Genomic DNA, 26291 nt, shown 5'->3' with positions numbered 1-26291 from the left:
TAACAAATTTATGAGAGGTGTTTATTATTTCTTCGCGGGATGTAAGTACCAATCCGGGTTCTTTTCTCCCTTTGAACTTGCCCAGCTTTTGAATTTAGGATAAAACTCGTCAATATGTACAGCTTCTGTCGGAACCACGTAATCTGTTATCGGTAGGTCTATGGCGAAAGGATAATCGTTGTCGCTCACGTAATAATTCGGTCCGATAAGATTGCCATCTTCGTCGAGGCTACTATGGTCTTGATATCTTCCGAAATAGGTCAGATCAGCAAGATCGGTAGGGGGATAGTTCGTGAGGTGTACTTCCTGTATCGGGTTTTTACCGTTTTTATTCGGGCTGACACGGATAAATGGATTGTAGAAATGGGGATCTTGCATAGTTTCGGATGTCAATCCTTTTGCTTTTATTGTCACTGTAATAGGTCCGCTTTTCACGGCTTGTTCCATGTCATCAAAAAGGATAAATGTGGCATTCGTTTGCCCTGATTCCATGTTGTTAAAAATATTCTCGGCTTTGCTGCCGCCATTTTCAATTTTAACGTCAGACACGCTGGCTGTGAGAATTCCAATTTGATACCCGAATCCGCTTTTGATTTGTCCGCCTCTGTGTACCGGGGTGTAAATATCTTTAAGTTCGGTAACGTTATTGTTCTCATCGACAGTGAAGCTTCTTTCGTAAGTAATGACAACGTCATTCATGTCGTAATCACCTTTGTTTGGCCACAAGTCTTCAAATGCGAGAGTCCCTGTTCTAACAGTCGTAACGGGAGGAAATTCCTCCGGTTTTGTGGTCGGTTTGTCTGAAATATCAATATCGCCGTCTTCGTTTGTTAAGAAAAAGAGAACGTCTTTATAATCGTAATCTACGCCGCTCCTGTTATCACCATCTTCAAATCCAAGGATGATGTTTTTGGTTTCTGTATCATATAAACTTACACAACGTTTCTCCTCCATCATATTGAATTCGTTATTTGAGAACCAGTAAGATTTCCCCGAAAAATCTACACCTCCTGAATAATTGAAACCATCACTGATGATAAACCATCCGATAGTAGTACCTTTGGGAAAAGTTTCTGTAGCGTTACCATCTTTATCGTAGTATTTTAAGTTCATTCGCATACCATATTCTAAAGGAGGCCACAGCGAACACTTGGGGAATGCGATGTATTTAGGTAGTTCCATAAATTCTTTGCCATCTTTGGGGGCTTTTCCCGTTTCATAATAGTAGTATCCCAACGTGTTTTCGTATTGAGCTGCTTCCCCTGCAAATACTAAAGTTACACGTGTATCCTTGAGCACGTTAATATTTACTTCCTCTGTTGGTTTGGCATATTGTGAGTTATTTTTACCGGGAAGCAATGTGCTCTGAATACGGTTAAGAATACCTTGGGCGCTGTAAGATTCGTCAGTAGTGATTTTCAGTAGGTTATCAGGAAGTCCGTCACTATCCCATGAATTTATTGTTTTGACGTTATATGGGTTATACGGGTCAATTTCTCGGGCAAGTTGTTTGCTTGCTTGTTTTGCGGATTGATTCTTTTTCAAACTTGCGATATAGTCCTCTGAATTAAACTTTATACCGGATTCAGTGACATCAATTTCTACGCAGGTCGGTAGACCGTATGATTCGGAATAAAGATAAACCTTGGAAGTAGCTATCGGTAGATTAATCTTCCCGGTGCGTTTGCTATTTCCATCGGTATAAGTTGTCAAGAGAGAGTTTACTCCTTCTTTCTTTTTAGAAACTCCGTTTTCAGTTTCCAGTGGGTTCTTGTCGTAAACTTCAAATACGGCTTTGTTGCCTTTAATACCATAGTCCACTGCTATTGGAATAACTTTTGTTGTTGCATAGTCAAAAGCATCCTCTATCGGGGTGTTTTTGTTGGGGTTGTAGACATCTTTTTTACATCCTGTAAAAAAGAAAGTACATGCAAATAGACACAGCACATACACGCTTAGTTGTTTTTTGATTTTCATCCTCTTTCGGTATTGAATATTTTTACAAAGGTATATAAAGAATATTCAAAAATATGTCTATATAGGTATATTTTGGAAGATGTTTAATATAAAATATAGAGGATAAGTATTTTTTAACCTTCCCAAGTGAGGAATAGTCTATTATTGGGATGATTCACTATTCAATGAATGATTGTGCTATGTTTGTTTTGTGCGTTAAAAATAAAGGAGAAGTTGAAAAAGATTTTGTAAGTTACAAGAAAAATATACTAGGGTTTGAATTTGCATTGTATCTTTGCAATAAACAAATGATGGATGATTATGCGTAAACCTCAAGTATTGATTGGTGCGGCGACTTCCGGCAGTGGGAAAACGACTTTCACGTTGGGATTATTGCGATTGTTGAGGAACAGGGGAATGAAAGTGCAGCCGTTCAAATGCGGTCCGGATTATATTGATACGAAACATCACGCGATGGCTGCCGGAGAGGAGGCTGTTAATTTGGATACTTTTATGGCTTCTTCCGAACACGTGCGGCAGCTATATGCACGTTACGGGACGACATGTGACGTGTGCGTTACAGAGGGCGTCATGGGATTATTTGACGGGTATGATAAGATGAAGGGAAGTAGTGCTGAGATTGCCGGTTTGCTGGGGATTCCCGTGGTGCTGGTGTTGAATGCCAAGTCGACGGCTTATTCCGTGGCACCCGTGTTATACGGGTTCAAGCATTTTTATCCGGGGATTCGTGTTGTCGGGGCTATCTTTAATTTCGTGGCGTCGGAGTCGCATTACGCTTACCTGCGGGGTGCTTGCGAGGATGTCGGGATTGAAGCTCTGGGGTATATCCCCAAGGATGAAGGGATTGTGATTCCTTCCCGTCATTTGGGATTGTCGATTGACGGGAGTTGCTGTTTTGACGAGTTTGCCAATCGGGTGGCGGAGGTGATAGCTAAAACCGTGAACGTGGAGCGGTTGTTGGAGATTTGTACGACGGATTTCCCGGCATGTGGAGTGAACGGGGACGCGGAACGGGGAGAGATGAAGATTGCGGTCGCGCGGGATGAGGCTTTTAATTTCATGTACCGGGAGAATATCGGGGCTTTGGAGCGAGAGGGGGAGGTCGTGTTTTTTAGCCCGTTGCATGATACCGTGTTGCCGGAAGCCGATTTGATTTATTTGCCGGGCGGGTATCCCGAGTTGTTTCTTGCCGAATTAAGCGGAAATGAAGAGATGAAACAGGCTCTTCGTGCTTATTGCGAGGCGGGAGGGCGTGTGTTGGCGGAGTGTGGGGGAATGATGTATTTGTGTGAATCTATTGCCGGAACGGATGGTGTCGCTTATCCCATGGTTGGGGTTTTGAGTCGGGAAGCGACCATGGAACCCATGAAGTTGAAGCTGGGGTACCGGGAAGTGGTCTTGAACGGTAAGGCGATTCGGGGGCATGAGTTTCATTATTCCCGCGTGAAACCGGGGACGGAAGAGGTGGTTCGCGTGGGAGAAGTGTACAATGCTAAAGGGGGAAGGGTGGATACACCTGTTTACCGTTACAAAAATGTAATAGCGAGTTACGTCCATTTTTACTGGGGGGAGTGCGGGATGGAACGATTGTTGAATATGGCGTTACGGGATTCGGAATGACAATTTGTCCCGTGGCGGGTATTTTTGACAGAGGGCATCGCGTGGCATATGTTTTGTTCAGCTTTATTCGGAGAATAGAATAAACTTTAAATAAAAGAGATATGATGAAAGAGAATTTAGTGAAAGCGTTTAACGCTCAGGTGAATGCCGAGATGTGGTCTTCTAACTTGTATTTGTCAATGTCCGTGTATTTCGCCCAGAGTGGGTATCCCGGGATGGCATCATGGATGAAAGCACAGTCTAAAGAGGAGTTGGAGCACGCTTACGAGATGATTGATTTCGTGATTAAACGCGGTGGAAATATCGAGATTGGGCAAATCGACGTGGTACCCGTGGCATGGGGGACGCCGTTGGAGGTGTTCGAGCATGTCTATGAACACGAGTGCCATGTTTCTAAATTGATTGATGATTTGTTGGATGTCGCTATCAAGGAAGGTGATAAAGCCGCCCAGAATTTTATCAATGGATTCGTGAACGAACAAGTGGAGGAGGAAGATACCGCGCAAACAATCGTGGAGCGTCTTCGGAAATTGGACGGGCACAATCTTGTGTATATGGACGATAAGTTGGGGGGACGGAAATAGGGCTGTAAGGTCCGTAAAGTCTATAAGGTCCATAAAGTCCGTAAAGTTGAGCCTTAGATTCTTGAAGTTTTTGGTTTAATAGACCTTATGGACCTTACAGACCTTACGGACGAGAGGGGGTGCGCCCCCTCTTTTATATGATGGAATAAATGGTGCAAATCAGTAAGATGGTAACGAGGCACACGGTTTGATTGATGCGGGCGGCTCGTTTGTAATCCCTGCCGGATAGTTCCCGGTCGTTGCTGCCGATATAGGGTTTTTCGACGAGGATACCGTGGTAGATGTTGGGTCCGCCGAAGCGGCAATTCAAGATGCCTGCCATCGCCGATTCGGGGTAGCCGGAATTGGGACTGGCGTGTTGCCGGGCGTATTTTCGAATGAAGCTGAAAATGCCTTTTCGATAGCCGGATAAGGCCATCAGGAGAGCTGTCAATCGGGCGGGGATGTAATTCAAAATGTCGTCGAGATGCGCGGAACAGCAGCCGAAGTCCTTGTAACGGGCATCTTTGTACCCGAGCATGGAATCGAGGGTGTTTACCATTTTGTACATCATCATGGCGGGAAAGCCGCCCAAGGCGTAGAAGAATAGCGGTGCGACGACTCCGTCGCTGAGGTTCTCCGCCATCGTTTCCAGTACAGCAGTGTATATCTTTTTCGGGGGCAATTGACTGGTGTCGCGTCCCACTATCCATGAAAGGCGTTTTCTTCCGGCTTCCAATCCTTGCGTTTCGAGCGTGCGAATCACTTCCCCGCCTTCTTGAATAAGGCTATGGTTTGCCAGACCGTAGAAGACGAAAACGGAGGCAACGATGTAATAGACGGCGGGATGAATGAGCCAAGAACCCCACGCGAGCACTCCCCCCGTGCAGAGTGTGGCGAGAGGCAACCCGATAGCGATGAAACAACCTTTGGTTTTCCGGTGGTTCCCTTTGTTTAAATGTCGTTCGCACCAAGCGATGATATTCCCGAAAGCCACGATGGGATGGGGCAACTTTCTCGGGTCGCCGAAAAGTAAGTCGAGCAGGTACCCGATGACGAGGGGAACGATTATAATTGAAAATTGAAAATTGAAAATTGAAAATGAATTCATTTTAATTCTAAATTTTTTAGCGCGTTCACGAGCATTTGGTTTTTCTCTTCGGAGAGGGTGTTTATCCGGAAGTAGTGTTCATCCAATCCGCGGAAGTTGGAGGCGTCCCGGATTAGAATCCCGTGTTGTTCGATGAGATGTTGTTTCAGTTGCCTCGTGTCGAATTTCGTGTGCACGAGGAAGAATGAAGTACCTGAATTCAACGGGATGAAACCGGGGAGGTTGTCGAGTTGGTTGACCAATTGCTGTTTTCGTTTCATCAGTCGGCTCGTGTCGGGGAGTAGGTATTTCCCGTTTTTAAGTAAGAATTTACCGACCTCGATAGCCAGCGAATTGACGCTCCACGGGGATTTGAAAGCCCGGACGCGTTCTATCAAGGCTTCATTTCCCAGCATGTAGCCCAAGCGTAAGCCGGGGATGGCGAAATTCTTGGTCATGGAATGTATTATCAATAGATTCGGGTAGCGGGACAATAGCGGTTCGCAGGTTTCTGCTGTCGGGGCGAAGTTGATGAACGATTCATCCACGACAAGCGTCATGTCCGGGAATTGTTGCAGGATGTATTCTATTTGTTCTTGCGTCCAGATGTACCCGTTCGGGTTGTTCGGGTTACAGATAAACATCAAATCTCCCGCGATGGGTTGGAAGTTTTCCAAAGGGATGAATGAGAGTTGGTGTTTGTATAATGTACAAGCGTCTTCGTATTCGCTGAAAGAAGGTACCGGTAGTATCGTCTTTGCCCCCTCGAAAGCGTGGGCGATGAGGTAAAACAGTTCAGTGGCGCCGTTCCCGGCAATCACGTTGTGCGGAGTCAGGTTGTGGCTATTTGCCACCTCGTTTACAAAGGACTCGGCAGCGGGTTCCGGGTAATGGAATATCGTGTCGATTTGTGTCTTGAGGACGGAGCGGATGATATCCTCGTCCGCGTCGTACCATACATTCGTGGAGAAATTGGCTTTAATATTTGTTCCTGTCTGAAACAGGTCGTCACCATGTCCGTTTAGCATTGTTATTTGGTTTTAAGTGTGGAATATATATAGTCCATGTCAACACACGCTCGCACGTGCCGGGCTAGTTTGTCATATTGTTGTTCCTTGAACTCGGCGTAGTCGAATGTTGTAGGCGAGGCTTGGGTTAGACCTGCCGCCAAGTCATTCAGTACGACGTTGTTGTCCAAAATGCCGTGAAGGTAGGTACCCCAGCATTTGTCGCTGAGCAGGTAGCCGTCCGCCTGTTCGTCGGGTAGCCGGTTGAGAGGCGATGCGGATGCCCCGTCGAGCAGGACGGTGCGTCCCATGTGGATTTCGTACCCTTGGCAAGTTTCCGGGTAATCGCGGAAGTTGAATTGGCGTTGTCGTGTGACTTTCTCCGGTTCCATGACCGTGACGAGTGGAAGGATACCCAAGCCCGGTATGGCGGGTATGTCGCCTTCAATCTGGTCGGGGTCCTCGATGCGGGCGCCCAGCATTTGGTAGCCGCCGCAGATGCCGATTACTTTTTTCCCGTCTTTGTGGGCACGAATGATTGCCTCGGCGATGCCGTTTGCCCGGATATTTTGTAAATCCGATATCGTGTTTTTGGTGCCGGGCAGGATGATGATATCGGCTTTACGGATTTCGTCGGTGTTGTTCGTGTAATAAGCGTGGAATCGCTCATCTCTTTCCAGCACGTTGAAATCCGTGAAGTTGGACATCCTTTTCAACAGTACGATAGCGACGTTGATTTTCCCGCTTTCCGCTTTTGCGTGTTTGGTTTCCAAGGAAACGGAGTCTTCCTCCTCGATATAGATATCCCGGAAGTAAGGGATGACCCCAACAACGGGTATGCCTGTCAATTCGTGCAGTAAGCGGCGTCCTTCGTCGAAAAGGGAGCTGTCCCCCCGGAACTTGTTGATGATGATTCCTTTCATTTGGCGTTTTTCTTCTTCCGACAGTAGGGCGATGGAACCGTAGACGGAACCGAAGACGCCGCCCCGGTCGATATCTGCGACCAAATAGGTGGCGGCATCGGTGCGCAGTGCCATGCGCATGTTGGTGATATCCCGCTCCCGGAGATTTAATTCGGATATGCTGCCGGCTCCTTCCAGTACTATCGGGTTGTACCGGGCACGCAAACGCTCGTAAGCGGCATAGGCTTCGTTGAATAATCCGGCTTTGTTGTCGGACATGAAGTATGCTTTCGCGGACATGTTGCCGACGGGCTTCCCGTTTACTACCACTTGCGAGTTCTGGTCATTCGTGGGTTTCAGTAGCACGGGATTCATGTCGCTTTCCGGGGCTATACTGCACGCTTCCGCCTGTACGGCTTGGGCTCGTCCTATTTCCAACCCGTCGGGGGTGGAGAAAGAGTTTAAGGACATGTTTTGTGCCTTGAAGGGGGCGGGATGATAACCGTCCTGTTTGAATATACGGCAAAATGCCGTGTTGATGATGCTTTTTCCCGCGTCCGAGCAGGTACCGACAAACATGATAGAGCGAAGAAACATGTGTTAATTTTAGATTTTAAATTTTAGATTTTAGATTCCAGCCGCACGAACCGACGCTTATTCCGTGATTCTTTTCATTTTCAATTTTCAACTTTCAATTGCTTTTTTTCTTGTAAAGAAAAGCTTTCCATTTTTCCTCTTCCGAGCCTTCTTTATCCATATCCCAGCGTGCCATGGTGAAAAGTAAATCGGACAGGCGATTCATGAAGCGGAGGATGAGGGGGGGGACTTCGTCTGTACGGTTTAGTGTCCATAAACGTCTTTCGGCTCTCCGGGCGATGGTGCGTGCCACGTGGCATTGGGCTGAAATCATGGTTCCGCCCGGTAGCACGAAATGTGTAGAGGGATGTTGCATTTCGTTATTCATCCGGTCAATTTGTTGCTCGCAAAATGTATCCAGAGCCTCCGGGAGTTTGTTCGGGTTCTGTGTCCGGATAGCGGAAGGGGTTGCCACTTGTGACATGACAATCATTAACGAGCGTTGAAGGTACGCTAATACTTCTTGGCGTTCGTCCTCTTCGTTCAAAAGAGCCCGGATGACACCTAGCGACGCGTTCAGTTCGTCGAGCGTTCCGTTTGCCTCGATGCGGATGTCATCTTTATCTACCCGGCTACCCCCGTGTATTCCGGTGGTTCCTTTATCTCCTCCTTTCGTGTATATCCTCATAATAATTGAAAATTGAAAGTTGAAAATTGAAAATGGGATTTCCAATTCTCGATTATTGTTTATATTTTATAATAAACCCGGGTTGTGTTTTCCATGATAGGGAGGTCTATCATGTCGATAGGGCGTTTCCCTTCAAGGTATGCGATGATAGCCCGGTTGAATGCCCCGTGACCGATGGCGACGATGCGTTGATTCGGGAAGTTCTCTTGCAGGTAATGGATAAAGTCGATGGCACGTTGAAAGAGAGCCTCGACGGATTCCACGCTGGGGGGAAGATGTAGCCAATCGACATCGTCCAATTGCTTCCCGGTATATACCCCCCAATCCATTTCCCGTAATAAGGGAGTTTGCAAGGGTGTTAGTCCGTGATGTTTTGCCACGGCGAGTGCGGTATCATAGCTTCGTGCCAAATCACTGCACACGACAGCGTCAAGTTGTTCATCCTTTAAGTCTTCCGCCAGATTCTCCGCTTGCGCTTTGCCCAAAGGGGAGAGTGTGCCGGGAAGTTGTCCTTGCAGGATATGTTGTTGATTTTCCAGTGTTTCCCCATGTCGGGAGAGTATAAGTTCAATCATCACTATTTTTTATTATCCACGATACAAAAATAGTAAACAATTTCATTTCTCACGGTATTCCCGGGGTGATTCTACTGTAATACTACCTTTACACGCTTACAACTCTCTTGTTGCACCGTTATTTTGCCCTTTTCCGGTGGAGGTGTAAGCGGGTGAAATGTGGGGTGTAAGCACCATGAGGTAGGATTACCGTGGGATAACCCAAGGATTACAGTTCTTTCTGCATGATAATGACGTCGAAGTCTTCCCCGAATTTATGTCCCACTTTTTCAAGTTGCGCGCAACGTTTAAACCCGTATTTCTCGTGAAACGATATGCTTTGAGGATTCTTGGATGAAATGTCGGCGAGGATTGTCCGGATACCCCGTTTTTTCGCGTCGGTTTCCAGTATATCCAGACTCATTTTGCCTGCCCCGGCATGCGTGTAATGGGGGAGGATAAAATAACTGATTTGTGCCGTGTGTTTGAACGTGGGGAACGGGTGATAAGCACTTAAATAGCAGAACCCCGCGATGGCTCCCGTGTCTGAATCTTTTATGGCGTAGGCGGGATAGTCTTGTATTTTCTCCATTATTTTTTCAAAGAAGATGTCCGGCAATCGGGTTTCGGAAAAGGCCGCGAAACTGTTTTCAACGTAGTAATTGAAGATGTCCATAACCTCTTTCTGGTGTGTATTTCCTAGTTTTTCAAATGTGATGTTCATTGTGATTCAGGATATTGGTTTGGTCAAAGTTATAGAAAATATTGTATATTTTTCGGGGTAATACTTTGCTTTTCTTGAAAAAATAGAGAGATTTGTTGTCTTGTTAAGTCTTTCGGTGTTTCCCGGAAGGAAATGAAAAGATGTAATATGGAGAAAAGTGTGCGGTTAAGATATTTATTATTGACATTGGGGATTGTTGTGTTGGGATTGCTTTCCCGGAAGACGAGTATCTGCTCGATCGACTTCGTGAGAATGTATGTCGGGGATGTGCTTTGGGCGATGATGGTGTATTTCGGTTGCCGGTTGTTGTTCGTGAGTTTGAAAAAAAGTGCGTCTTTTGGTGTTGCGTTGAGCTTTTCTTACTTGATAGAGGTTAGTCAGTTATATCATGCACCTTGGATAGACTCTATCCGGGCGACGACGTTGGGAGGGTTGGTTTTGGGTTTCGGTTTCCTGTGGAGTGATATCGCGTGCTATACGGTGGGAGTGACTCTTGGATTTTGGGGGGATTCCTTGCCGGGATGGGGGCGAAAATAAATGTTTTATATTTTCCGGAATAATGTTTTGAATTTCTTGAAAAAACAGAGAAATTTGTCGCTATGATGAAAAGAAAACTAATATTGGTTACGGGCGGACAGCGTTCCGGGAAAAGCAGGTACGCACAAGAATTAGCGTTGCATTTGTCCGAAAAACCGGTTTATCTGGCTACTTCAAGGGTGTGGGACGAGGAATTTAAAGAGCGGGTAAAGCGTCATCAACAAGACCGGGGAGCGCAATGGACGAATCTGGAAGAGGAGAAGTTTATAAGTAAATGTGACGTGCGGGGGAGAGTGGTTGTCATTGATTGTGTGACTTTGTGGAGCACGAATTTCTTTTTTGATAATGATTCGGACGTGGATAAATCGTTGGAAGAGATAAAAGAAGAGTTCGACCGGTTTACCCGGCAAGAGGCGACGTTTATATTCGTGACCAACGAGATTGGGATGGGGGGAATAGCTGTTGATCCCGTGCAGCGCCGTTTCACGGATTTGCAGGGATGGGTGAACCAGTATATCGGTCGTGCAGCCGATGAGGTGGTGTTGATGGTGTCCGGTATTGCCATGAGAGTGAAGTAAATAAAATATAATCCGAATTGAATATCGGAAGTGCGCGTGCATTTTCAATTTTCAATTTTCAATTTTTAATTGTATGAGAAGTTTTGTTATAAAAGAAACGGATAAGGCGATTTTGCCTGATTTGATTGATAAGATAAATAATTTGACGAAACCGAAAGGGTCGTTGGGATTGTTGGAGAAGGTTGCGGCTCAAATCGGTTTGATACAGCAAACTCTTTCCCCGGAGTTGAGAAAACCGCAGAATATCATTTTTGCCGCAGATCATGGTATCGTGACGGAAGGGGTTAGTTTTTCCGCTCCCGAGGTGACGGCACAGATGATATCCAATTTCATCAAAGGGGGCGCCGGGGTGAATATGTTTGCCCGTCAACACGGTTTCGGGATTAAGTTGGTGGATTGTGGGGTGAACTGTGATTTTGGGCCTATGGAAGGATTGATTGACCGGAAGATTCGGAAGATCACTTCGAATTATTTGCACGAGGCAGCCATGACTGAAGAGGAGTTTGACCGGGCAATAGAGATTGGCGCGGAGATCGTGGATATGGTGTATGCTGAGGGGACGAATGTGGTGAGTTTCGGGGAGATGGGAATCGCGAATACTTCAACTTCTTCCCTGTGGATGACTTACTTGACGGGGATTCCTTTATCGGATTGCGTGGGAGCGGGTAGCGGGTTGTCACGTGAAGGTGTGGAACACAAGTACAATGTCTTGCGTCGCTGCATGGAGAATTACAAGGGTGACGGTTCTGCTAAAGATATTCTTCGTTATTTCGGCGGATTCGAGATGCTGGCTGCCGTGGGAGGAATGCTTCGGGCTGCCGAATTGGGGATGATTATTATCGTGGACGGTTTTATCATGACGAATTGTGTGTTGGCGGGACGGGCTTTGTATCCGGCATTGACGGATTATTGTATCTACGGGCATCAGGGCGACGAGTGCGGGCATAAACTTGTGCTGGATTACCTGAAGGCGGAACCTCTGTTGAATCTTGGTTTACGCTTGGGGGAGGGAACCGGGGCAATCTGTGCTTATCCTTTACTGGTTTCAGCCGTGAACATGATAAACGAAATGGCTTCTTTTAAGTCTGCGGCGGTGACGAAGTACTTTAAATAATTGAAAATTGAAAGTTGAAAATTGAAAATGAGAGTGAATCACGGAATCTGAAATCACAGAATAAGCGTTGGTTCGTGCGGCTGGAATCTAAAATCTAAAATCTAAAATTACTATGCGTTCTCTTTTGGCGGCAGTGATGATGTTTACGCGTTTACCATTATGGAGATTGGTCAACGTGGATAAACGCTATTTTGCGGATGTGATTAAGTTCTGGCCGTTGGTGGGATTTTTGACGGGGGCGACAACCGGCGGTGTGCTGTGGTTGGCGGCACAGGTGTTGCCGTTGGGGGTGGCTTGTGTGTTGGCGATTATAGCCAGAATATTATTGACTGGGGCTTTGCACGAGGACGGGTTAGCAGATTTCTTTGACGGCTTTGGGGGAGGAACTTCTAAAGAGAAGATTCTGGCAATTATGAAAGATTCCCATATCGGGTGTTACGGGACCATAGGTTTGGTGCTTTATTTCATGTTGTATTATGTTTTATTATCGAGTTTCGACCCCGCGATGATTTTTCCTATCGTGATAGCCGCCGATTGTTTTTCCAAATTGTGTACAGCGGTAATGATAAACACGTTATCTTATGTCCGCAAGGAAGAAGAGAGTAAAACAAAGGTGATTTACAGTAAGGTACGAATACTTATTTTTGTTCTCGTGGGGGCTATCACGATGATTCCCTTCTTTTTTCTAAAAGATGCGTCATTCTGTTGGGCAGTGGTTCCCGCTATATTGGCGGCTGTTGCTCTACGCTTCTTCTTTAAGGCAAAGATAGGAGGCTATACCGGCGATTGTTGCGGGGCTTCCGTCTTGATTATCGAACAGGTATTTTACTTGGGAGTACTCGTGATCTGGTGTCGCTATCAATTTTTGTTTTAGATACATATTAATTTTATGACTGATATTAAGACTACAATTATAGCTTTGGAAAAACAAGCTTTAGAGTTATGGAATAACGGGAATCCCGACGGGTTTATCGAGTTGTCTTCTGATGATGTCGTTTATTTCGATCCTGCTTTCGAGAATAAACTGGAGGGTAAAAGAGCCTTGGAAGAATACTATGCTCATGTCAGGGGGAAGATTAAAATCGACTTGTATAAAATGATAAATCCTGTTGTGCAGGTATCTCCGGGAGTAGCTGTTCTGACTTATAACTATGAGGCTCATCGGGAGGGTAGGGTATTCAGAATGAATTGCACGGAAGTTTATAAATTGAACCCGTCCAATCAGTGGAAAATAATACACACACATTGGTCTTTTGTTCAGCCTGATAAGGTCTTCAATTCTTGAAGATCAAGTTTAAGGATTGATATTTAGTTCTCTATTTTGATTCGGATAATGTGTCCGTCTGTTTGTTGAACTTGCAAGGTGCCGTCTTCTCCGATCGGGTAGACGGTTTTGTACTTGCAGGGAACAATCTCTTTTCCGTCCGTGTTGATATAGCCCTCTGTGTTTTGATGCCTGACAATAGCGTATCCCTCGGGGGTAAATTCTCCGATATAGGTGTACTTGCAAGGAATAAGTTCTTTGCCTTCGCTATTTCGTAAGCCGACCATGAATTCGTCATCCATGACGAGCAGGCGTCCGAGGTCCAGACTTAGCCAATAGATGTCTTTGTATTTACATGGAAGCATGACTTCACCCCTGATGTTGACCATGCCGAAGTGTTTGTTTTGAGAAATGCGGTACAGGTTACCTCCCAATTTCCCGACGGATTCGTAAATACAAGAGAGTAATTCGTTGCCCGAACTATCGACAAGCCCGTATTTTTGACTTTTTTTCACGCGAAATAGTCCGTTCCCGAAATCTTGAATATCCTCGTACTCGGCAGGGACGATTTCTCTTCCGGAACGATTCATGTACCCGTATTTCCCGTTTCGTTTGACGGGAGCGGTTTCGTAATTCTGGAAGTCTTCTATCCGGTCATATTTACATTCGGTCAGTTCCCTGCCGTCCCCGCTCATAAGCCCGAATTTATTGTCCCGTTCCACGCGTATCAGTTTGCCCTTGAATAGATTCACTCTCCCGTCGCATAGCGTGAGGGAGGTATATTGGCAGGGAAGAATTTCTTTCCTGTCTATATCGAGAAGTCCATGAAGGGAATCTTGTGTCGTGAGGTATAGAATCGGACCGAATTTACGGATTTTATCGTATTGGCAAGGAAGGATTTCTTTCCCTTTTTTGTTGATGAACCCGAATTTTTGTTCCCGTTTCGCGAGAGCGATACCTGTAGAATCGAACTCTTCGATGTCGTCGTACAGGAAGGGAATAACGGTTTGATCGGTAAGGGTGATATAGCCGTATTTATTCAGTTTTTTCGCTTTGATAATTGTGTCTTCTCCCGGAAATTCGATTTCATCATACAGGCAGGGAATAATTTCTTCGCCGGTAGTCGTGATAATTCCTTGGCAGCGGTTGAAATAGACTTTTGCCACGTTGTTTTGGAAAGATTCTGCGGCATCGTATTTCAACGGGATAACGATATCGCCGGACATATTGATGTACCCGTATTTGCTGCCCATTTTGACAGCCGCCAAACCTTCTTGGAAGTCAAGAGCGTGGTCATATTTGTAGGAAATGATTTCTTCCCCCTTCTCGTTGATGAATCCCCATTTACCGTTGGCAAGCTGGTGGGCATATCCCGTGAAGTTGTAATTATTTTGGCATGAACATACAATTACTATGTAACAAACGCTTAGTATAAATAAAATAGAACTTTTCATTGTAGTTAGATTTACTTCTAATCGAATCAAAAATATAAATTAATTGGCAAAATTCTAGCAGGATAGGAAAAAAAAGACGATTTTTACAAAGTGAAAGATTGTATTATGGAAGTAATTTTGGTAAGACATACGAAAGTAAATGTCGTGCCGGGCATGTGTTACGGGAATACGGATGTGGATGTGGCTTCTTCGTTTGAAGAAGAGGCGGAGCGTGTACGGTTGGCATTATTAAAGCATGAGTTTGACGCTATTTATTCGAGTCCTTTGCAAAGGTGTCGTAAACTGGCTCTTTATTGCGGGTACGAGAATATGCTGTTGGACGAGCGATTGAGAGAATTGAATTTCGGGAGTTGGGAAGGACAGCGTTGGGACGAGATTCAGGATCCCCGGTTGCAGGAGTGGTATGACGATTGGTTAAGTATGCCGGCGGGAGGGGCTGAAAGTTTTTTACAACAATACAACCGGGTTTCAAGTTTCATGGATGATTTGAAAGAAACGAAAAGCCGGAGTGTCTGCGTGTTCACTCACGGGGGAACAATCCGGGCGGCATTGATTTATGCCGGGAAGTATAATTTTAATCAAGCTTTCACGGACGATGTGGATTACGGATCTCAAATCAGGATTACAATATGAGAAATATTGTTATTGTTTTATGCCTGTTATTCACGGTGAATCTTTTTGGTGAACAGAAAGAAAAAGAGGATGAATATATTCTATTGATTAGTTCGTATAGTAGTCGCTATCCTTGGCCGAAGATGATAGAGAATACTTTTCGTGACGAGGTGGGAAGAGTGGAAGGAAGGGTTAAAGTGTATAGCGAGTATCTGAATTGCGACAGGTTTTCTTCCTCTGAAATATGGTTGGAGAGGATGAGGATGATTATTCGGAATCATGCTTCCCGTCCTCCTAAAATTGTCGTACTGATAGCCGACGGGGCTTGGATGGCTTACCGGAAAGCCTATTCCGGGGAATGGGGGGATGTAAAAGTACTGCTTGGCGGGGTCAAGGATTGGGGAATGGATTTTGACCGTTACTGTGACAAACAACATTTGTCCGCGAATGATTTCGTGGCAACGGCCGATTTGTGCAAGCGGTATAACGCGACAGGATTGACGGAGCGCGTGGGGGTGAATAAGACGATACATATGATGAAACGATTGTTCCCGGATACGAAGAATGTTGCCCTTATCGGGGATAATTGTTTTTACGGGATATTTGCCTCTTTACTTGCCCAGAAGTTTATCCCGGGAGAGCATCCGGAATTGAATTATATACCGTTGGACGGTCGTTTCCTCACGACGGATTCTTTGTTGCGGCGTTTACGACAATTACCGGAACACACGGGTATCGTGTACGCGTCATGGTTGCAGGATGTTACCGGACAGACGAATGATTTCGAGAGAATGAACGACAACATTCTCGCGCTGGTGGGGCAGCCTGTGTTTTCTCTTTCCGATTGGGGCGGGAAAGGCGACGATTTTATAGGTGGTTATTATTATTCGTCCATGAATTACGGGCAACGGTTAGCCGGAATTGCCGTCGAACTGTTGCATGGGGCTGAGCCGGAAGATATACCGTTACACAATGCCAGTGATGATTTCGGGGCGCATCTGAACAAGAGTTTGGTCGTGAAGTATAACTTGGATCCGGCAGTCGTGGGAGAACCGGTAACTTATTTCAACGTTCCTCTTTCTTTCTGGGAAGAGAACAGGAGAGTACTGCTAAATGCGTTGATCGGTTCGTTGGTTTTTGTCTTGGCGGTAATGATCGGTTTCTATTTTTACCGGACAAAGAACTATTTGAAGTGGCAACGGAAGTTAAGCGAGAGTTTGAAGAGTTCTTTGGAGAACCAGCTTCATGTTTCGGAGACGCTGGAAACTTTTTTACAGGAGAAAACCGAAGCTGAAGCGGTGAATCAAATGTTGTTACGGATGTTGGAGGAATATAATGCCGACCGGGCGTATATATTCGAACTGGACCGTTCCGGGCAATATTGTGACAACACGTACGAGATTGTGGCGGAAGGTATTGAACCTCAAAAAGAATACTTGCAACATATACTTTTGGCAAACTCGGGAAATTTTTATTCCATGGTATGGCAGAATGAGTTGCTTGCCGTGGATGATTTAGAGGCTACCCGCGGAAGCATACCGGAGGAGGAGTGGCAGATACTGGCGAATCAGGGTATTCAGTCTATTCTCGTGGCTCCTTTACATTCGAACAATCGTACATGGGGATTCGTGGGTGTCGATTTCGTGCGGGAAAAGAAGGTGTGGACGGAACAGGATAAATTGTATCTCAGCACGTTGTCGCATGTTTTATGCATTGGCATGTCCCACTATCGTTCGGAAATACTTCAAAAAGAGAGTGAATTGCGTTTCGGTTATCTTTATCGCAATACATCCTTGGCGATATGCCTTTTTGACGCTAAAGGGGTTTTGCAGGAAGTGAACGAGTGTTTCCTCGAGGCGACGGGAATCATGAACAAAAAAGACTTGTTGGGACTATCTCTCTATTCTCTTCGTTTCCTTTCCGATGAGCGTTGGAAAGTGCTGGACGGAACGGGACAACTGGTAATGGATTACGTGTTCTCACCCAAGGCATGGAAAGAGGCGTACGGGATTTATTCCCGTCGGGTTTCTTCCTGTTATTTCACGGTTCACGTGAAAGAACTGAAAGATGAGGTTGATAATACTCTCGGGTATATGATGGTTTGGATTGATAATACGGTACTGGTGGAGGCGAGGGCGAAGGCCGAAGAGTCCGACCGTTTGAAATCTGCTTTTATTGCCAATATGTCGCACGAGATACGGACTCCCTTGAATGCTATCGTCGGTTTTTCCGAGTTGCTTACCACGGACGAGGAGGTGGAAAAAGAGGAGAGGGACGAGTATATCAAGTTGATACGGACGAACACGGATTTATTGTTGCAGTTGATAAACGATATTCTCGATCTGTCGAAAATTGAAGCCGGAGTGTTGGATTTTGTCCCGGAGAAAGTGGATTTGGAGTTACTTTTGTCGGGCATCGAGGCATTGTATAAGATGAAAGTCAGGGAAAATGTGAATGTTGAGTTTGTGAGTAAACATACCGGATTGCAGTTTTTGTTTGTCGATAAAAACCGGTTGAGTCAAGTGATATGTAATTATTTGAATAATGCCTTGAAATTTACCGCGAAAGGACATATTTATTTCGGGTATGAAGTCCGGGAGAATGACGTGTATTTCTTTGTCGAGGATACAGGTACCGGAATACCGCGGGAGAAACAGGAGTCTATCTTTCAGCGTTTCGTGAAATTGGATTCTTTCAAACAAGGTACGGGACTGGGACTTTCAATATGTTCCACTATCGTGGAGAAATGGAAAGGGCAGATTGGTGTAAAATCGGAAGAGGGACGAGGTTCCACGTTCTGGTTTACCGTGCCGAGATTATAGAGAGGAGTGTTCGTATGCACTGTTCTCTGCTTTCTTTTTTTCTGCACGGAGTTTTTTGCGCAATCCTTTCTCGACGGCAAGTACAAGGAAAACGATTAGAAATAGTATTGCGACGTTGAGCCACGTGCGGAAACTGGACTCGTAGAAGTCCGTCATGGCAAATTTAGCGATTGCGGCCAAGATTAATATATACAGACACGTGCGTACATTCCGCAGCTTCTTTTCCGTGGAAGCAATGATGTCATTATCGGAAGATTCCTTTTCTGTTTTCATGGCCTTGTGGTTTAGTACGTAATTATATTTCTGTAAAGGTATGAAATTAATTTTAGATATCAATCACGTGAAATTGCACTTATTCCCGTGTGTTGTAGAATTCCCGGTATCTTTCAATTGCATCCTCAAGCAATGCTTTTTCGATTTTCGGTTGACGTTCAAAGAAAGTGGTTTCTATTTTTATCTGGCTTCTTTGAGCAATCTTTTTCCAATTCCCGACAATTCTGCCGTTATACAAGATGACGGGATAGAATATGCCATTGTTAGAGAATGCTTTCGGGTGGTGAACGGGGTCTATCACTGTGCCTCGCTCTTTATAGCTGATGAGGTATTCGTCATAGGAAGGCAAGAGATGAAGTTGTGGTCGCATGGAAGGTGCGTTAGAGCAGGATTCATGCACGTGTAACTCGAAAGAGCCGTATTTTTCCACGTGCAACTCCGATTTGATGGTTTCTATCGCTTGTTTGGCTTCCGAGATGAGCAAACCGGACCACCAAGTGAAATCTTCTAGGCTGGCAGGAGAATGGCTTCTGAAATAATAGGTAGCTAATTTAGCCAGAGCTTCTTCTTTGTGTAGCTCTTTTACGGGGGGAATACGTTCTTCCAAGAGAGCGTAAGTCGGTTTTTGTTTCCTATCAACACCGCTGCAAATGATACCTTCCGATTCAGAGCGGTTCAAACAATATTTCAAGAATATGGGATTACCGCTATGGCTCATTTGCACAAGAGTTTTCTCCAGTTCTTCCTTGGTTAGGCTCTTGCCTTCAAGAATTTTCTCTATGTCCTGTTTACATTTTTGATATTCTTTCTCGCCGATATTTATTTGGCTGCACCATGACTTGAATGCTGCTATATTACGTTGTTTGCATAGTTTCAGCATCCAGCGTAAATCTTCTGCCGCGACAATGTGCCACGTGGGACGCATGACATGGGTACGGATGATTTCTCCTTTTTGTAGAGCCTCTTCAACGACAGATAAAGAACCTGATTTTAGTCTTATTCCGATAGCCCATTTTACCATCGGGTAGTTTTGAGCTTGTATCGCACCCATCCATGTCACGAGTTCTTTCGGTGTTTCGAATCGTGAATTTATCAATTGTTGGCATTGCAGACGGATGTTTGTCAACATATGTGGGTTTGTAAAATTATAAGGTTTATAAAGTTCATAAAGTCTTTACCGCCACAAGCATCTTACTGAAAAAACTTATATACTTTATAAACCTTATGAACTATTCTATCGTTTTACTTCTTCTTTTACGTTCGTTTTCGTCCAAGTAAATCTTGCGAAGACGCATGGCTTTAGGGGTGACTTCCACGTATTCGTCTTCTTTGATATATTCCAGTGCTTCTTCCAAGCTGAATAATACCGGGGGAGCGATGTTCGTTTTCTCGTCCGAACCGCTGGCACGCATATTCGTTAATTTCTTGGATTTGCAGACGTTGATAACAATATCGTCTTGACGTGAACTTTCGCCGATTACTTGTCCGGCATATACTTCGTCGCCCGGGGTAATGAAGAATTTACCTCTATCCTGCAATTTGTTGATCGCGTAGGCAAATGAATCTCCTGTTTCCATGGCAATCAGCGACCCGTTGATGCGCATCTCGATATCTCCGGCGTAGGGCTCGAAACCTTTCAGACGATGTGCCATGACAGCTTCTCCCGCGGTAGCGGTCAGCAAGTTACTTCTTAAACCGATGATGCCTCTGGAAGGGATATCAAAAGTCAGGTGTACCCGTTCGTCACGGTGTTCCATGTTTGTCATGGTTCCTTTGCGGCGGTTGACCATCTCGATGGCTTTACCGGAAACCTCTTCCGGGAGGTCGATGGTTAATTCTTCCACGGGTTCACATTTCACGCCGTTGATTTCCTTGATGATTACTTTCGGTTGTCCGACTTGTAATTCATAACCTTCGCGGCGCATGGTTTCGATCAATACGCTCAAATGAAGGACGCCTCGCCCGAATACAATAAATGAATCGGCTGATTGCCCCGGCTCAATTCGTAAAGCAAGGTTTTTTTCCAATTCCCGGTCTAAACGGTCTTTGATATGGCGGGAAGTCACGAATTTTCCGTCCCGTCCGAAGAATGGCGAGTCATTGATCGTGAACAACATACTCATGGTCGGTTCGTCAATGGCGATGGGTGCAAGAGCTTCCGGGTTCTCGAAGTCCGCGATGGTGTCCCCGATCTCAAAGCCTTCGATTCCCACGAGTGCACAAATTTCTCCACATTCAACTTCTTCCACTTTCTGTTTGCCCATCCCTTCGAAGGTCATCAGATCTTTAATACGGGTTTTTATTTTGGTGACGCCGTCTCTTTTGCAAAGCGTGACGGGCATACCGGATTTCAACGTGCCCCGGGTTAATTTACCGATGGCAATCCGTCCCACGTATGAAGAATACTCCAAAGAAGTGATTAACATTTGGGGTGTCCCTTCCTGTACTTTCGGGGCGGGAATATCTTTGATGATAGCGTCCAGCAATGAAGTGATGTCTGTTGTCGGTTTGCGCCAATCCGTGGACATCCAACCTTGTTTCGCGCTACCGTAAACAACCGTGAAATCCAATTGTTCTTCGGTGGCATCCAACGAGAACATCAAGTCGAACACTTGCTCGTACACGAAGTCCGGGCGGCAATTTGTTTTGTCAACTTTGTTTACAACTACAATCGGTTTTTTACCTAACGCGAGAGCTTTTTGAAGCACAAAGCGTGTTTGCGGCATCGTTCCCTCGAAAGCATCAACTAACAATAAAACTCCGTCAGCCATATTTAATACCCGCTCCACTTCTCCACCAAAGTCGGCATGTCCGGGGGTATCAATAATATTTATCTTGTAATCTTTGTAATGAACTGAAACGTTCTTTGCCAGAATGGTAATTCCTCTCTCTCTTTCTAAGTCATTGTTGTCAAGGATTAAATCTCCCGTGTTTTCTTTTTCTCTGAAAAGGTTTCCTTGAAAGATCATCTTGTCAACCAAAGTTGTTTTTCCGTGGTCAACGTGTGCGATAATCGCGATGTTTCTAATTTTCTGCATTTTGCTCCTATGGTATTAAATCCAAATAGGGCGCAAAGGTAGTGTTTTTTTCATAGAAAAGGGGCTCATTGAGCCCCTTTTTTTATTCTACCCTGTTGGCACTTCCCAAAACGTTAATGGTTTTGTGCTTGTATAATTCTTTTAAAGCATCTCTTGCTGGTCCCAAATATTTGCGGGGATCGAACTCTGCCGGTTTGTTGGCGAACACTTCGCGAACGGCTGCGGTCATGGCAAGACGACCATCCGAGTCGATATTGATTTTGCAGACAGCGGAAGTGGCTGCTTTACGTAATTGTTCTTCCGGGATACCTACCGCGTCTTTCAACGCACCGCCGTATTTGTTGATCTTGGCAACTTGATCTTGCGGAACGGATGATGAACCGTGAAGAACGATGGGGAATCCGGGGATTCTTCTTTCGATTTCTTCCAGTATGTCAAAACGTAATGGAGGGGGTACTAATATACCGTCAGCATTGCGGGTACATTGTTCCGGTTTGAATTTATTCGCCCCGTGAGAGGTACCGATGGAAATAGCTAACGAGTCAACACCCGTTTTCTTCACGAAATCTTCCACTAAATCCGGGCTGGTGTACACGCTCGCGGCGGCAACCACGTCGTCCTCGATTCCTGCCAATACCCCGAGCTCTCCTTCCACGGTAACGTCATATTTATGAGCGTACTCTACTACTTTTTTGGTGAGTGCCACGTTTTCTTCATACGGGAGGGCTGAACCGTCAATCATCACGGACGAGAAACCCATCTCGATACAGGAAACGCACAATTCGTATGTATCGCCATGGTCAAGGTGAAGACAGATGGGGATATTACATCCTAATTCTTTAGCGTATTCTACCGCTCCTTGTGCCATGTAGCGTAGAAGCGTTTGATTGGCGTATTTACGCGCACCGCTTGATACTTGTAAGATAACAGGTGATTTCGTTTCCACGCAAGCACCGATGATAGCCTGCATTTGCTCCATGTTATTGAAATTGAAAGCCGGGATAGCGTATTTGCCTTCCATTGCTTTCTTGAACATTTCTCTGGAATTAACCAGTCCTAAGTCTTTGTAATTAACCATAGCTGATATGTTGTTTATATTTCGTGCATCAAAGTTATATATTAAAAACAGACTTTCACAAGGAAATGAGAGAAAAATTTCAAACGTTTGCGGAGATTGAAAATTCTTTGAATTTTCAAGTTGCGGGTTGAGCCTACGGCTCTGCAAGTTACAAGTTGCAGAGTCGTAGGTTGAAGTCACACGGACAAAAAAATAGAGTGGTTTACCACTCTATTTCTTGCAGCCCGTGTGATTTCAAATAATCATTCGCCCGGCTGAATTGGTGGTTACCGAACCAACCGCCCCGGTTTGCCGATAAGGGGGAAGGGTGGACGGATTTTAATACCAGATGACGGTTCGTGTCGATGAAAGCACCTTTACGTTGCGCGTATGATCCCCAGAGGAAAAATACCAGATTGTCTTTACGCTCCGCGATGACTCTGATAACGGCGTCCGTGAATGTTTCCCAACCTTTGTTCTGATGCGAGCCGGCTTGATGTGCCCTCACGGTCAACGTGGCGTTGAGCAGGAGTACTCCTTGTTCTGCCCAGCGTTCCAGATTTCCCGAGGTAGGAATAGGGGTACCCAAGTCGTTTTGTATCTCTTTGAAGATATTTTGCAAAGAGGGTGGTTGCTCGATTCCCTCGGGTACGGAAAAACAAAGCCCGTGTGCCTGTCCGGGCCCATGATAAGGATCTTGTCCTAGAATGACAACCTTTGTCCGGTCGGCAGGACAGTGGTCGAAAGCGTTAAAAATGAGTTTGCCGGGAGGGTATATTTTCGTGGTGCTATATTCTTGTTTCACGAATCGAATCAATTCTGAAAAATAAGGCTTTTCAAATTCATCTTTTAATAATTCCTTCCAAGAGGGCTCGATTTTCACGTCAACCATAACTTTAAAATTTTAGATTTAATGATTTTAGATTTTAGATTCCCACTGCACGAGGCGAACGCTCTTGATTGCAATTTAAAATTTAAAATCTAAAATTTAAAATTAGTAAGTTTTTATCTCAAATAATTTCGGCCAGTGTTTTCCGGTAACGTAAATCGTGCCCTTCTTTTCATTGTAAGCGATACCGTTCAACACGTCGTCGTTTTCGTCTAACTTGGCTTTCTCCGCGGGAGTCAGCATATTCGGTAACAATAGTTCTTCTGTTACTTCCCCTGTTTCCGGGTCGATAATCACGATGCGATCCGTGAGCCATTCGTTTGCCCAGATAAAACCGTTGATATATTCCAATTCATTCAGGTTGGTGACCGGACCTTTGCTATCGTAAACCTCTACTGTTTTTATCACGGTGAACAGTTCCGGGTCTAGGTGATACAAACGGTGTGTCCCGTCGCTCATGACGAGTTTGTCACCCATGGTGGTAAGTCCCCAACCTTCCTGCATGGAATAGTCGAAGGTGGTCAATAACGTGAAGGTTGCCAAATCGTACACGAACGCTTTTTTGGATGTCCACGTGAGTTGATAAATTTTATCCTTGTACACGGTGATTCCTTCCCCGAAATAACGGGCATCCAAGCTCAGGGATGCTAACGTTTTGTTGCTTTCCAAATCAATCTTGCGTAGCGTGGACTGACCTTTTATCCCGGTTCCCTCGTACATGATTCCGTCGATGTAGACCAAACCTTGGGTCGAGGCGTCTGTCGCGTGGTTATATGTCTTGACTAATTTGTAATTCAGTCTTTTCGGTGCTTTATCCGGCTTCACGATAAATGACTGGGTGGCGACTCCTTGCTTGCTATTCGGGTGGAAGGCGATAACTTTCAGCGTGTTCGTACCGCACTTTTCTTTCGGGAGCTTGAATATGTATTCTTTCGTGGTACTGTCAAGCGTGGCAATCTTTTTCTGGTTAAAAAAAAGGTGTGCCGAGTCGATCTTGTAGCGTTTGTTATTGGCGTACACTATTTTCAACTCTTGGTTAAATTGACAGGTATCACCTTTCATGGGATAGACAAATTGTACGCTTTTCACGTATTTCGGACCCGTGCCGCGTGCTTCTTCCGTGGTGGAAGAAACAGCCGTGTCCCCGGTGTTTTTGGCTTTATTTGTCCCCTGACAGGCAGCAACCAGAAGAATGGATAATAATATGTAATAGTAGCAAGAAGTCATAATATGCATCGTTGAATTATTCTAGTTCCCATTCGTAACCGTCCTTCGTGTCCTTGATCTGAATCCCGGCATTCTTCAATTCGTCCCTGATTTTATCCGAAGTTGCCCAATCTTTGTTTGCCCGTGCCGCCTTTCTGACATTCATCATGGCGTCGATTACCTTGCCAAGGGCTTGATTGCTGGCGCTGGAATCCATTTCACCCTTCAATCCGAGGATGTCGAACACGAAACTGTCAAATAATTCCGTTAAGATTTGCAGGTTTTCGGCATCTATTTTTTCATTTCCGGCGGCGATAGAGTTAATCACGCGTACCCCGTCGAACAAGTGTGCGATTAGAATGGGCGTGTTCAAGTCGTCGTTCATGGCATTGAAACAATTGTCCCGTAATGTTTTTACATCCACGGTATTCTCGTTTGATGCTTTCAATTTATGCAATTGCACGATGGCGGACATCAGGCGCTCGTATCCTTTTTCTGCCGCTTTCAGTGCTTCGTTCGAGAAGTCAAGCGGACTACGGTAGTGAGCTTGAAGGATAAAGAAACGCACGGTCATGGGCGAGTAGGCTTGTTCCAAAACGGCATTATCTCCGACAAAGAGTTGATCCAAGGTAATGAAATTGCCGAGTGATTTACCCATTTTCTGTCCGTTGATCGTTACCATATTGTTATGCATCCAGTATCTCACGGCAGGATGTCCTTGCGCGGCAGTGCTTTGCGCGATCTCGCACTCGTGATGAGGGAATTGCAGGTCAAGACCGCCCCCGTGAATGTCAAACGTGTTGCCAAGGTATTTCTGGCTCATGCAGGAACATTCCAGATGCCACCCCGGGAAGCCCACTCCCCACGGGGAAGGCCAGCGCATAATATGTTCGGGAGTCGCTTTTTTCCATAGGGCGAAATCCACGGAGTTCCGTTTTTCTTCCTGTCCGCTGAGTTGTCTTGTATTTACTAGTAACTCGTCTATTTTTCGTCCGGAAAGAATCCCGTAATGGTATTTTTTACTGTAACGCTCCACGTCGAAATAGATATTCCCTTCGCTCTCGTAGGCATATCCTTTGTCAATCAGGGTTTTGATTAATTCCTGCTGTTCGATGATATGTCCCGACGCGTGAGGCTCTATACTGGGAGGGAGCGTGTTCAGTTGTTCCATGTTCTTGTGATAACGGTTCGTGTACAATTGCACGACTTCCATGGGTTCCAACTGTTCCAGCTTTGCTTTCTTCGCGATCTTGTCTTCTCCGTCATCCTCGTCATTCACGAGGTGTCCCACGTCCGTGATATTGCGGACGTATCTCACCCGATAACCTAAATATTTGAGATAACGAAACAACAAGTCGAACGTGATGCCCGGGCGGGCGTGTCCTAAATGTGCGTCCCCGTACACGGTAGGCCCGCAGACATATAACCCCACGAACGGGGGGTTCAACGGTTCAAACAACTCTTTCTTTCGACTTAGCGTGTTGTATATCGTCAACTTGTTTTCCATAATTCTAAAGTACTATATTGATATGATTCAACAAAAGTATGAATTTTATAATTGAAAATTGAAAATTGAAAATTGAAAATGAAGAAAATCGTGAATTATTGCCCGATTTCCTGTCTTCCTTCCTATGTCCGTGATGGATTGCCTACCTCTTCCCGCTCTTATGATGACAACATAAATGTAGCAACTTGCCAGCATATTCGCTTCCCGTCGATGATGCTACGTTCGTGCTACGTTCATGC

24 protein-coding genes are annotated in these 26291 nt (G+C 45.3%); 9 read left to right on the top strand and 15 right to left on the bottom strand.

The window, feature by feature from the left end; translation table 11 throughout:
* Positions 1-24: 24 nt before the first annotated feature.
* Positions 25-1977: an LruC domain-containing protein gene (locus tag ACK8P8_RS18285; protein ID WP_227215693.1), complete on the bottom strand. Its 1953-nt coding sequence runs from the start codon at positions 1975-1977 to the stop codon at positions 25-27.
* Between the two features lie 300 nt (positions 1978-2277).
* Between ACK8P8_RS18285 and ACK8P8_RS18280 the strand changes: the two genes are divergently transcribed.
* Both ACK8P8_RS18280 and ACK8P8_RS18275 read left to right on the top strand, forming a co-directional pair.
* On the top strand, positions 2278-3597 hold the full coding sequence (locus ACK8P8_RS18280) for a cobyrinic acid a,c-diamide synthase CobB (RefSeq protein WP_227215692.1): 1320 nt from the start codon (positions 2278-2280) through the stop codon (positions 3595-3597).
* A gap of 101 nt (positions 3598-3698) precedes the next feature.
* Positions 3699-4181: a ferritin gene (locus tag ACK8P8_RS18275; RefSeq protein WP_186974528.1), complete on the top strand. Its 483-nt coding sequence runs from the start codon at positions 3699-3701 to the stop codon at positions 4179-4181.
* A gap of 133 nt (positions 4182-4314) precedes the next feature.
* Here ACK8P8_RS18275 and cbiB read toward each other — a convergent pair whose 3' ends face one another.
* The 6 genes from cbiB to ACK8P8_RS18245 all read right to left on the bottom strand — a co-directional run bounded on the left by cbiB (position 4315) and on the right by ACK8P8_RS18245 (position 9701).
* The gene (cbiB, locus tag ACK8P8_RS18270; RefSeq protein ID WP_227215691.1) at positions 4315-5271 is read right to left on the bottom strand and encodes an adenosylcobinamide-phosphate synthase CbiB; all 957 of its coding nucleotides are present in this window, start codon (positions 5269-5271) and stop codon (positions 4315-4317) included.
* Entirely contained in the window at positions 5268-6278 is a 1011-nt protein-coding gene (locus ACK8P8_RS18265) for a pyridoxal phosphate-dependent aminotransferase (RefSeq protein WP_227215690.1), read from the bottom strand. The genes cbiB and ACK8P8_RS18265 overlap by 4 nt, the downstream gene beginning before the upstream one ends.
* Before the next feature lie 2 nt (positions 6279-6280).
* The gene (locus ACK8P8_RS18260) at positions 6281-7756 is read right to left on the bottom strand and encodes a cobyric acid synthase (RefSeq protein WP_227215689.1); all 1476 of its coding nucleotides are present in this window, start codon (positions 7754-7756) and stop codon (positions 6281-6283) included.
* A 94-nt stretch (positions 7757-7850) separates the two neighbouring features.
* Positions 7851-8423, bottom strand: coding sequence for a cob(I)yrinic acid a,c-diamide adenosyltransferase (locus ACK8P8_RS18255; protein WP_227215688.1), 573 nt, complete (start codon positions 8421-8423; stop codon positions 7851-7853).
* Between the two features lie 59 nt (positions 8424-8482).
* Positions 8483-9004, bottom strand: a complete 522-nt coding sequence (locus ACK8P8_RS18250) for a histidine phosphatase family protein (RefSeq protein ID WP_186974968.1) — start codon at positions 9002-9004, stop codon at positions 8483-8485.
* A 202-nt stretch (positions 9005-9206) separates the two neighbouring features.
* Positions 9207-9701: a GNAT family N-acetyltransferase gene (locus ACK8P8_RS18245; protein WP_186974523.1), complete on the bottom strand. Its 495-nt coding sequence runs from the start codon at positions 9699-9701 to the stop codon at positions 9207-9209.
* Between the two features lie 147 nt (positions 9702-9848).
* On the opposite strand from ACK8P8_RS18245, the gene ACK8P8_RS18240 reads away from it, so the two are divergent.
* The 5 genes from ACK8P8_RS18240 (at position 9849) to ACK8P8_RS18220 (ending at position 13215) form a co-directional block, all read left to right on the top strand.
* On the top strand, positions 9849-10238 hold the full coding sequence (locus ACK8P8_RS18240; RefSeq protein ID WP_227215687.1) for a ribosomal maturation YjgA family protein: 390 nt from the start codon (positions 9849-9851) through the stop codon (positions 10236-10238).
* Between the two features lie 65 nt (positions 10239-10303).
* On the top strand, positions 10304-10816 hold the full coding sequence (locus ACK8P8_RS18235; RefSeq protein ID WP_227215819.1) for a bifunctional adenosylcobinamide kinase/adenosylcobinamide-phosphate guanylyltransferase: 513 nt from the start codon (positions 10304-10306) through the stop codon (positions 10814-10816).
* A 73-nt stretch (positions 10817-10889) separates the two neighbouring features.
* Positions 10890-11930 carry a nicotinate-nucleotide--dimethylbenzimidazole phosphoribosyltransferase gene (cobT, locus tag ACK8P8_RS18230; protein ID WP_186974522.1) on the top strand — a complete coding sequence of 347 codons (1041 nt, stop codon included), beginning with the start codon at positions 10890-10892 and terminating at the stop codon, positions 11928-11930.
* Between the two features lie 112 nt (positions 11931-12042).
* Complete coding sequence (cobS, locus tag ACK8P8_RS18225; RefSeq protein ID WP_099290860.1) at positions 12043-12804, top strand: adenosylcobinamide-GDP ribazoletransferase; 762 nt, start codon at positions 12043-12045, stop codon at positions 12802-12804.
* Between the two features lie 15 nt (positions 12805-12819).
* Positions 12820-13215: a YybH family protein gene (locus ACK8P8_RS18220; protein ID WP_227215686.1), complete on the top strand. Its 396-nt coding sequence runs from the start codon at positions 12820-12822 to the stop codon at positions 13213-13215.
* Positions 13216-13238: 23 nt separating this feature from the next.
* Here the strand turns inward: ACK8P8_RS18220 and ACK8P8_RS18215 are convergent, their stop codons facing one another.
* Positions 13239-14648 (bottom strand): WG repeat-containing protein, encoded by a 1410-nt coding sequence (locus ACK8P8_RS18215; RefSeq protein ID WP_410026133.1) that lies wholly within the window; start codon positions 14646-14648, stop codon positions 13239-13241.
* A 105-nt stretch (positions 14649-14753) separates the two neighbouring features.
* On the opposite strand from ACK8P8_RS18215, the gene cobC reads away from it, so the two are divergent.
* Complete coding sequence (gene cobC, locus ACK8P8_RS18210; RefSeq protein WP_303180297.1) at positions 14754-15281, top strand: alpha-ribazole phosphatase; 528 nt, start codon at positions 14754-14756, stop codon at positions 15279-15281.
* Complete coding sequence (locus ACK8P8_RS18205; protein WP_227215683.1) at positions 15278-18082, top strand: GAF domain-containing sensor histidine kinase; 2805 nt, start codon at positions 15278-15280, stop codon at positions 18080-18082. Before cobC ends, ACK8P8_RS18205 begins: the two co-directional genes overlap by 4 nt.
* Here the strand turns inward: ACK8P8_RS18205 and ACK8P8_RS18200 are convergent.
* From ACK8P8_RS18200 to cysS, 7 genes are all read right to left on the bottom strand, one after another.
* Entirely contained in the window at positions 18077-18355 is a 279-nt protein-coding gene (locus ACK8P8_RS18200; RefSeq protein ID WP_227215682.1) for a hypothetical protein, read from the bottom strand. The two genes, ACK8P8_RS18205 and ACK8P8_RS18200, sit on opposite strands and share 6 nt — an antisense overlap.
* A gap of 79 nt (positions 18356-18434) precedes the next feature.
* Positions 18435-19484: a winged helix DNA-binding domain-containing protein gene (locus ACK8P8_RS18195; RefSeq protein WP_303180293.1), complete on the bottom strand. Its 1050-nt coding sequence runs from the start codon at positions 19482-19484 to the stop codon at positions 18435-18437.
* Between the two features lie 100 nt (positions 19485-19584).
* Positions 19585-21393, bottom strand: coding sequence for a translational GTPase TypA (gene typA / locus ACK8P8_RS18190; RefSeq protein WP_099290855.1), 1809 nt, complete (start codon positions 21391-21393; stop codon positions 19585-19587).
* An 82-nt stretch (positions 21394-21475) separates the two neighbouring features.
* Positions 21476-22471, bottom strand: coding sequence for a class II fructose-bisphosphate aldolase (locus ACK8P8_RS18185; protein WP_099290854.1), 996 nt, complete (start codon positions 22469-22471; stop codon positions 21476-21478).
* Positions 22472-22673: 202 nt separating this feature from the next.
* Entirely contained in the window at positions 22674-23342 is a 669-nt protein-coding gene (ung, locus tag ACK8P8_RS18180; protein ID WP_099290853.1) for a uracil-DNA glycosylase, read from the bottom strand.
* 102 nt (positions 23343-23444) lie between these two features.
* Complete coding sequence (locus tag ACK8P8_RS18175; protein ID WP_292268007.1) at positions 23445-24566, bottom strand: glutaminyl-peptide cyclotransferase; 1122 nt, start codon at positions 24564-24566, stop codon at positions 23445-23447.
* 16 nt (positions 24567-24582) lie between these two features.
* On the bottom strand, positions 24583-26052 hold the full coding sequence (cysS, locus tag ACK8P8_RS18170; protein ID WP_410026132.1) for a cysteine--tRNA ligase: 1470 nt from the start codon (positions 26050-26052) through the stop codon (positions 24583-24585).
* Positions 26053-26291: the final 239 nt, after the last annotated feature.

This window comes from Butyricimonas muris (assembly GCF_046365375.1).
Taxonomy (GTDB): domain Bacteria; phylum Bacteroidota; class Bacteroidia; order Bacteroidales; family Marinifilaceae; genus Butyricimonas; species Butyricimonas muris.
This window is presented reverse-complemented; position numbering and strand designations above follow the sequence as displayed.

Excerpts from the sequence above, each read along its gene's own strand:
- ACK8P8_RS18285 (WP_227215693.1), bottom strand. The coding sequence starts at position 1,977 with ATGAAAATCAAAAAACAACTAAGCGTGTATGTGCTGTGTCTATTTGCA.
- ACK8P8_RS18280 (WP_227215692.1), top strand. The coding sequence starts at position 2,278 with ATGCGTAAACCTCAAGTATTGATTGGTGCGGCGACTTCCGGCAGTGGG.
- ACK8P8_RS18275 (WP_186974528.1), top strand. The coding sequence starts at position 3,699 with ATGATGAAAGAGAATTTAGTGAAAGCGTTTAACGCTCAGGTGAATGCC.
- cbiB (WP_227215691.1), bottom strand. The coding sequence starts at position 5,271 with ATGAATTCATTTTCAATTTTCAATTTTCAATTTTCAATTATAATCGTT.
- ACK8P8_RS18265 (WP_227215690.1), bottom strand. The coding sequence starts at position 6,278 with ATGCTAAACGGACATGGTGACGACCTGTTTCAGACAGGAACAAATATT.
- ACK8P8_RS18260 (WP_227215689.1), bottom strand. The coding sequence starts at position 7,756 with ATGTTTCTTCGCTCTATCATGTTTGTCGGTACCTGCTCGGACGCGGGA.
- ACK8P8_RS18255 (WP_227215688.1), bottom strand. The coding sequence starts at position 8,423 with ATGAGGATATACACGAAAGGAGGAGATAAAGGAACCACCGGAATACAC.
- ACK8P8_RS18245 (WP_186974523.1), bottom strand. The coding sequence starts at position 9,701 with ATGAACATCACATTTGAAAAACTAGGAAATACACACCAGAAAGAGGTT.
- ACK8P8_RS18240 (WP_227215687.1), top strand. The coding sequence starts at position 9,849 with ATGGAGAAAAGTGTGCGGTTAAGATATTTATTATTGACATTGGGGATT.
- ACK8P8_RS18235 (WP_227215819.1), top strand. The coding sequence starts at position 10,304 with ATGAAAAGAAAACTAATATTGGTTACGGGCGGACAGCGTTCCGGGAAA.
- cobT (WP_186974522.1), top strand. The coding sequence starts at position 10,890 with ATGAGAAGTTTTGTTATAAAAGAAACGGATAAGGCGATTTTGCCTGAT.
- cobS (WP_099290860.1), top strand. The coding sequence starts at position 12,043 with ATGCGTTCTCTTTTGGCGGCAGTGATGATGTTTACGCGTTTACCATTA.
- ACK8P8_RS18220 (WP_227215686.1), top strand. The coding sequence starts at position 12,820 with ATGACTGATATTAAGACTACAATTATAGCTTTGGAAAAACAAGCTTTA.
- ACK8P8_RS18215 (WP_410026133.1), bottom strand. The coding sequence starts at position 14,648 with ATGAAAAGTTCTATTTTATTTATACTAAGCGTTTGTTACATAGTAATT.
- cobC (WP_303180297.1), top strand. The coding sequence starts at position 14,754 with ATGGAAGTAATTTTGGTAAGACATACGAAAGTAAATGTCGTGCCGGGC.
- ACK8P8_RS18205 (WP_227215683.1), top strand. The coding sequence starts at position 15,278 with ATGAGAAATATTGTTATTGTTTTATGCCTGTTATTCACGGTGAATCTT.
- ACK8P8_RS18200 (WP_227215682.1), bottom strand. The coding sequence starts at position 18,355 with ATGAAAACAGAAAAGGAATCTTCCGATAATGACATCATTGCTTCCACG.
- ACK8P8_RS18195 (WP_303180293.1), bottom strand. The coding sequence starts at position 19,484 with ATGTTGACAAACATCCGTCTGCAATGCCAACAATTGATAAATTCACGA.
- typA (WP_099290855.1), bottom strand. The coding sequence starts at position 21,393 with ATGCAGAAAATTAGAAACATCGCGATTATCGCACACGTTGACCACGGA.
- ACK8P8_RS18185 (WP_099290854.1), bottom strand. The coding sequence starts at position 22,471 with ATGGTTAATTACAAAGACTTAGGACTGGTTAATTCCAGAGAAATGTTC.
- ung (WP_099290853.1), bottom strand. The coding sequence starts at position 23,342 with ATGGTTGACGTGAAAATCGAGCCCTCTTGGAAGGAATTATTAAAAGAT.
- ACK8P8_RS18175 (WP_292268007.1), bottom strand. The coding sequence starts at position 24,566 with ATGACTTCTTGCTACTATTACATATTATTATCCATTCTTCTGGTTGCT.
- cysS (WP_410026132.1), bottom strand. The coding sequence starts at position 26,052 with ATGGAAAACAAGTTGACGATATACAACACGCTAAGTCGAAAGAAAGAG.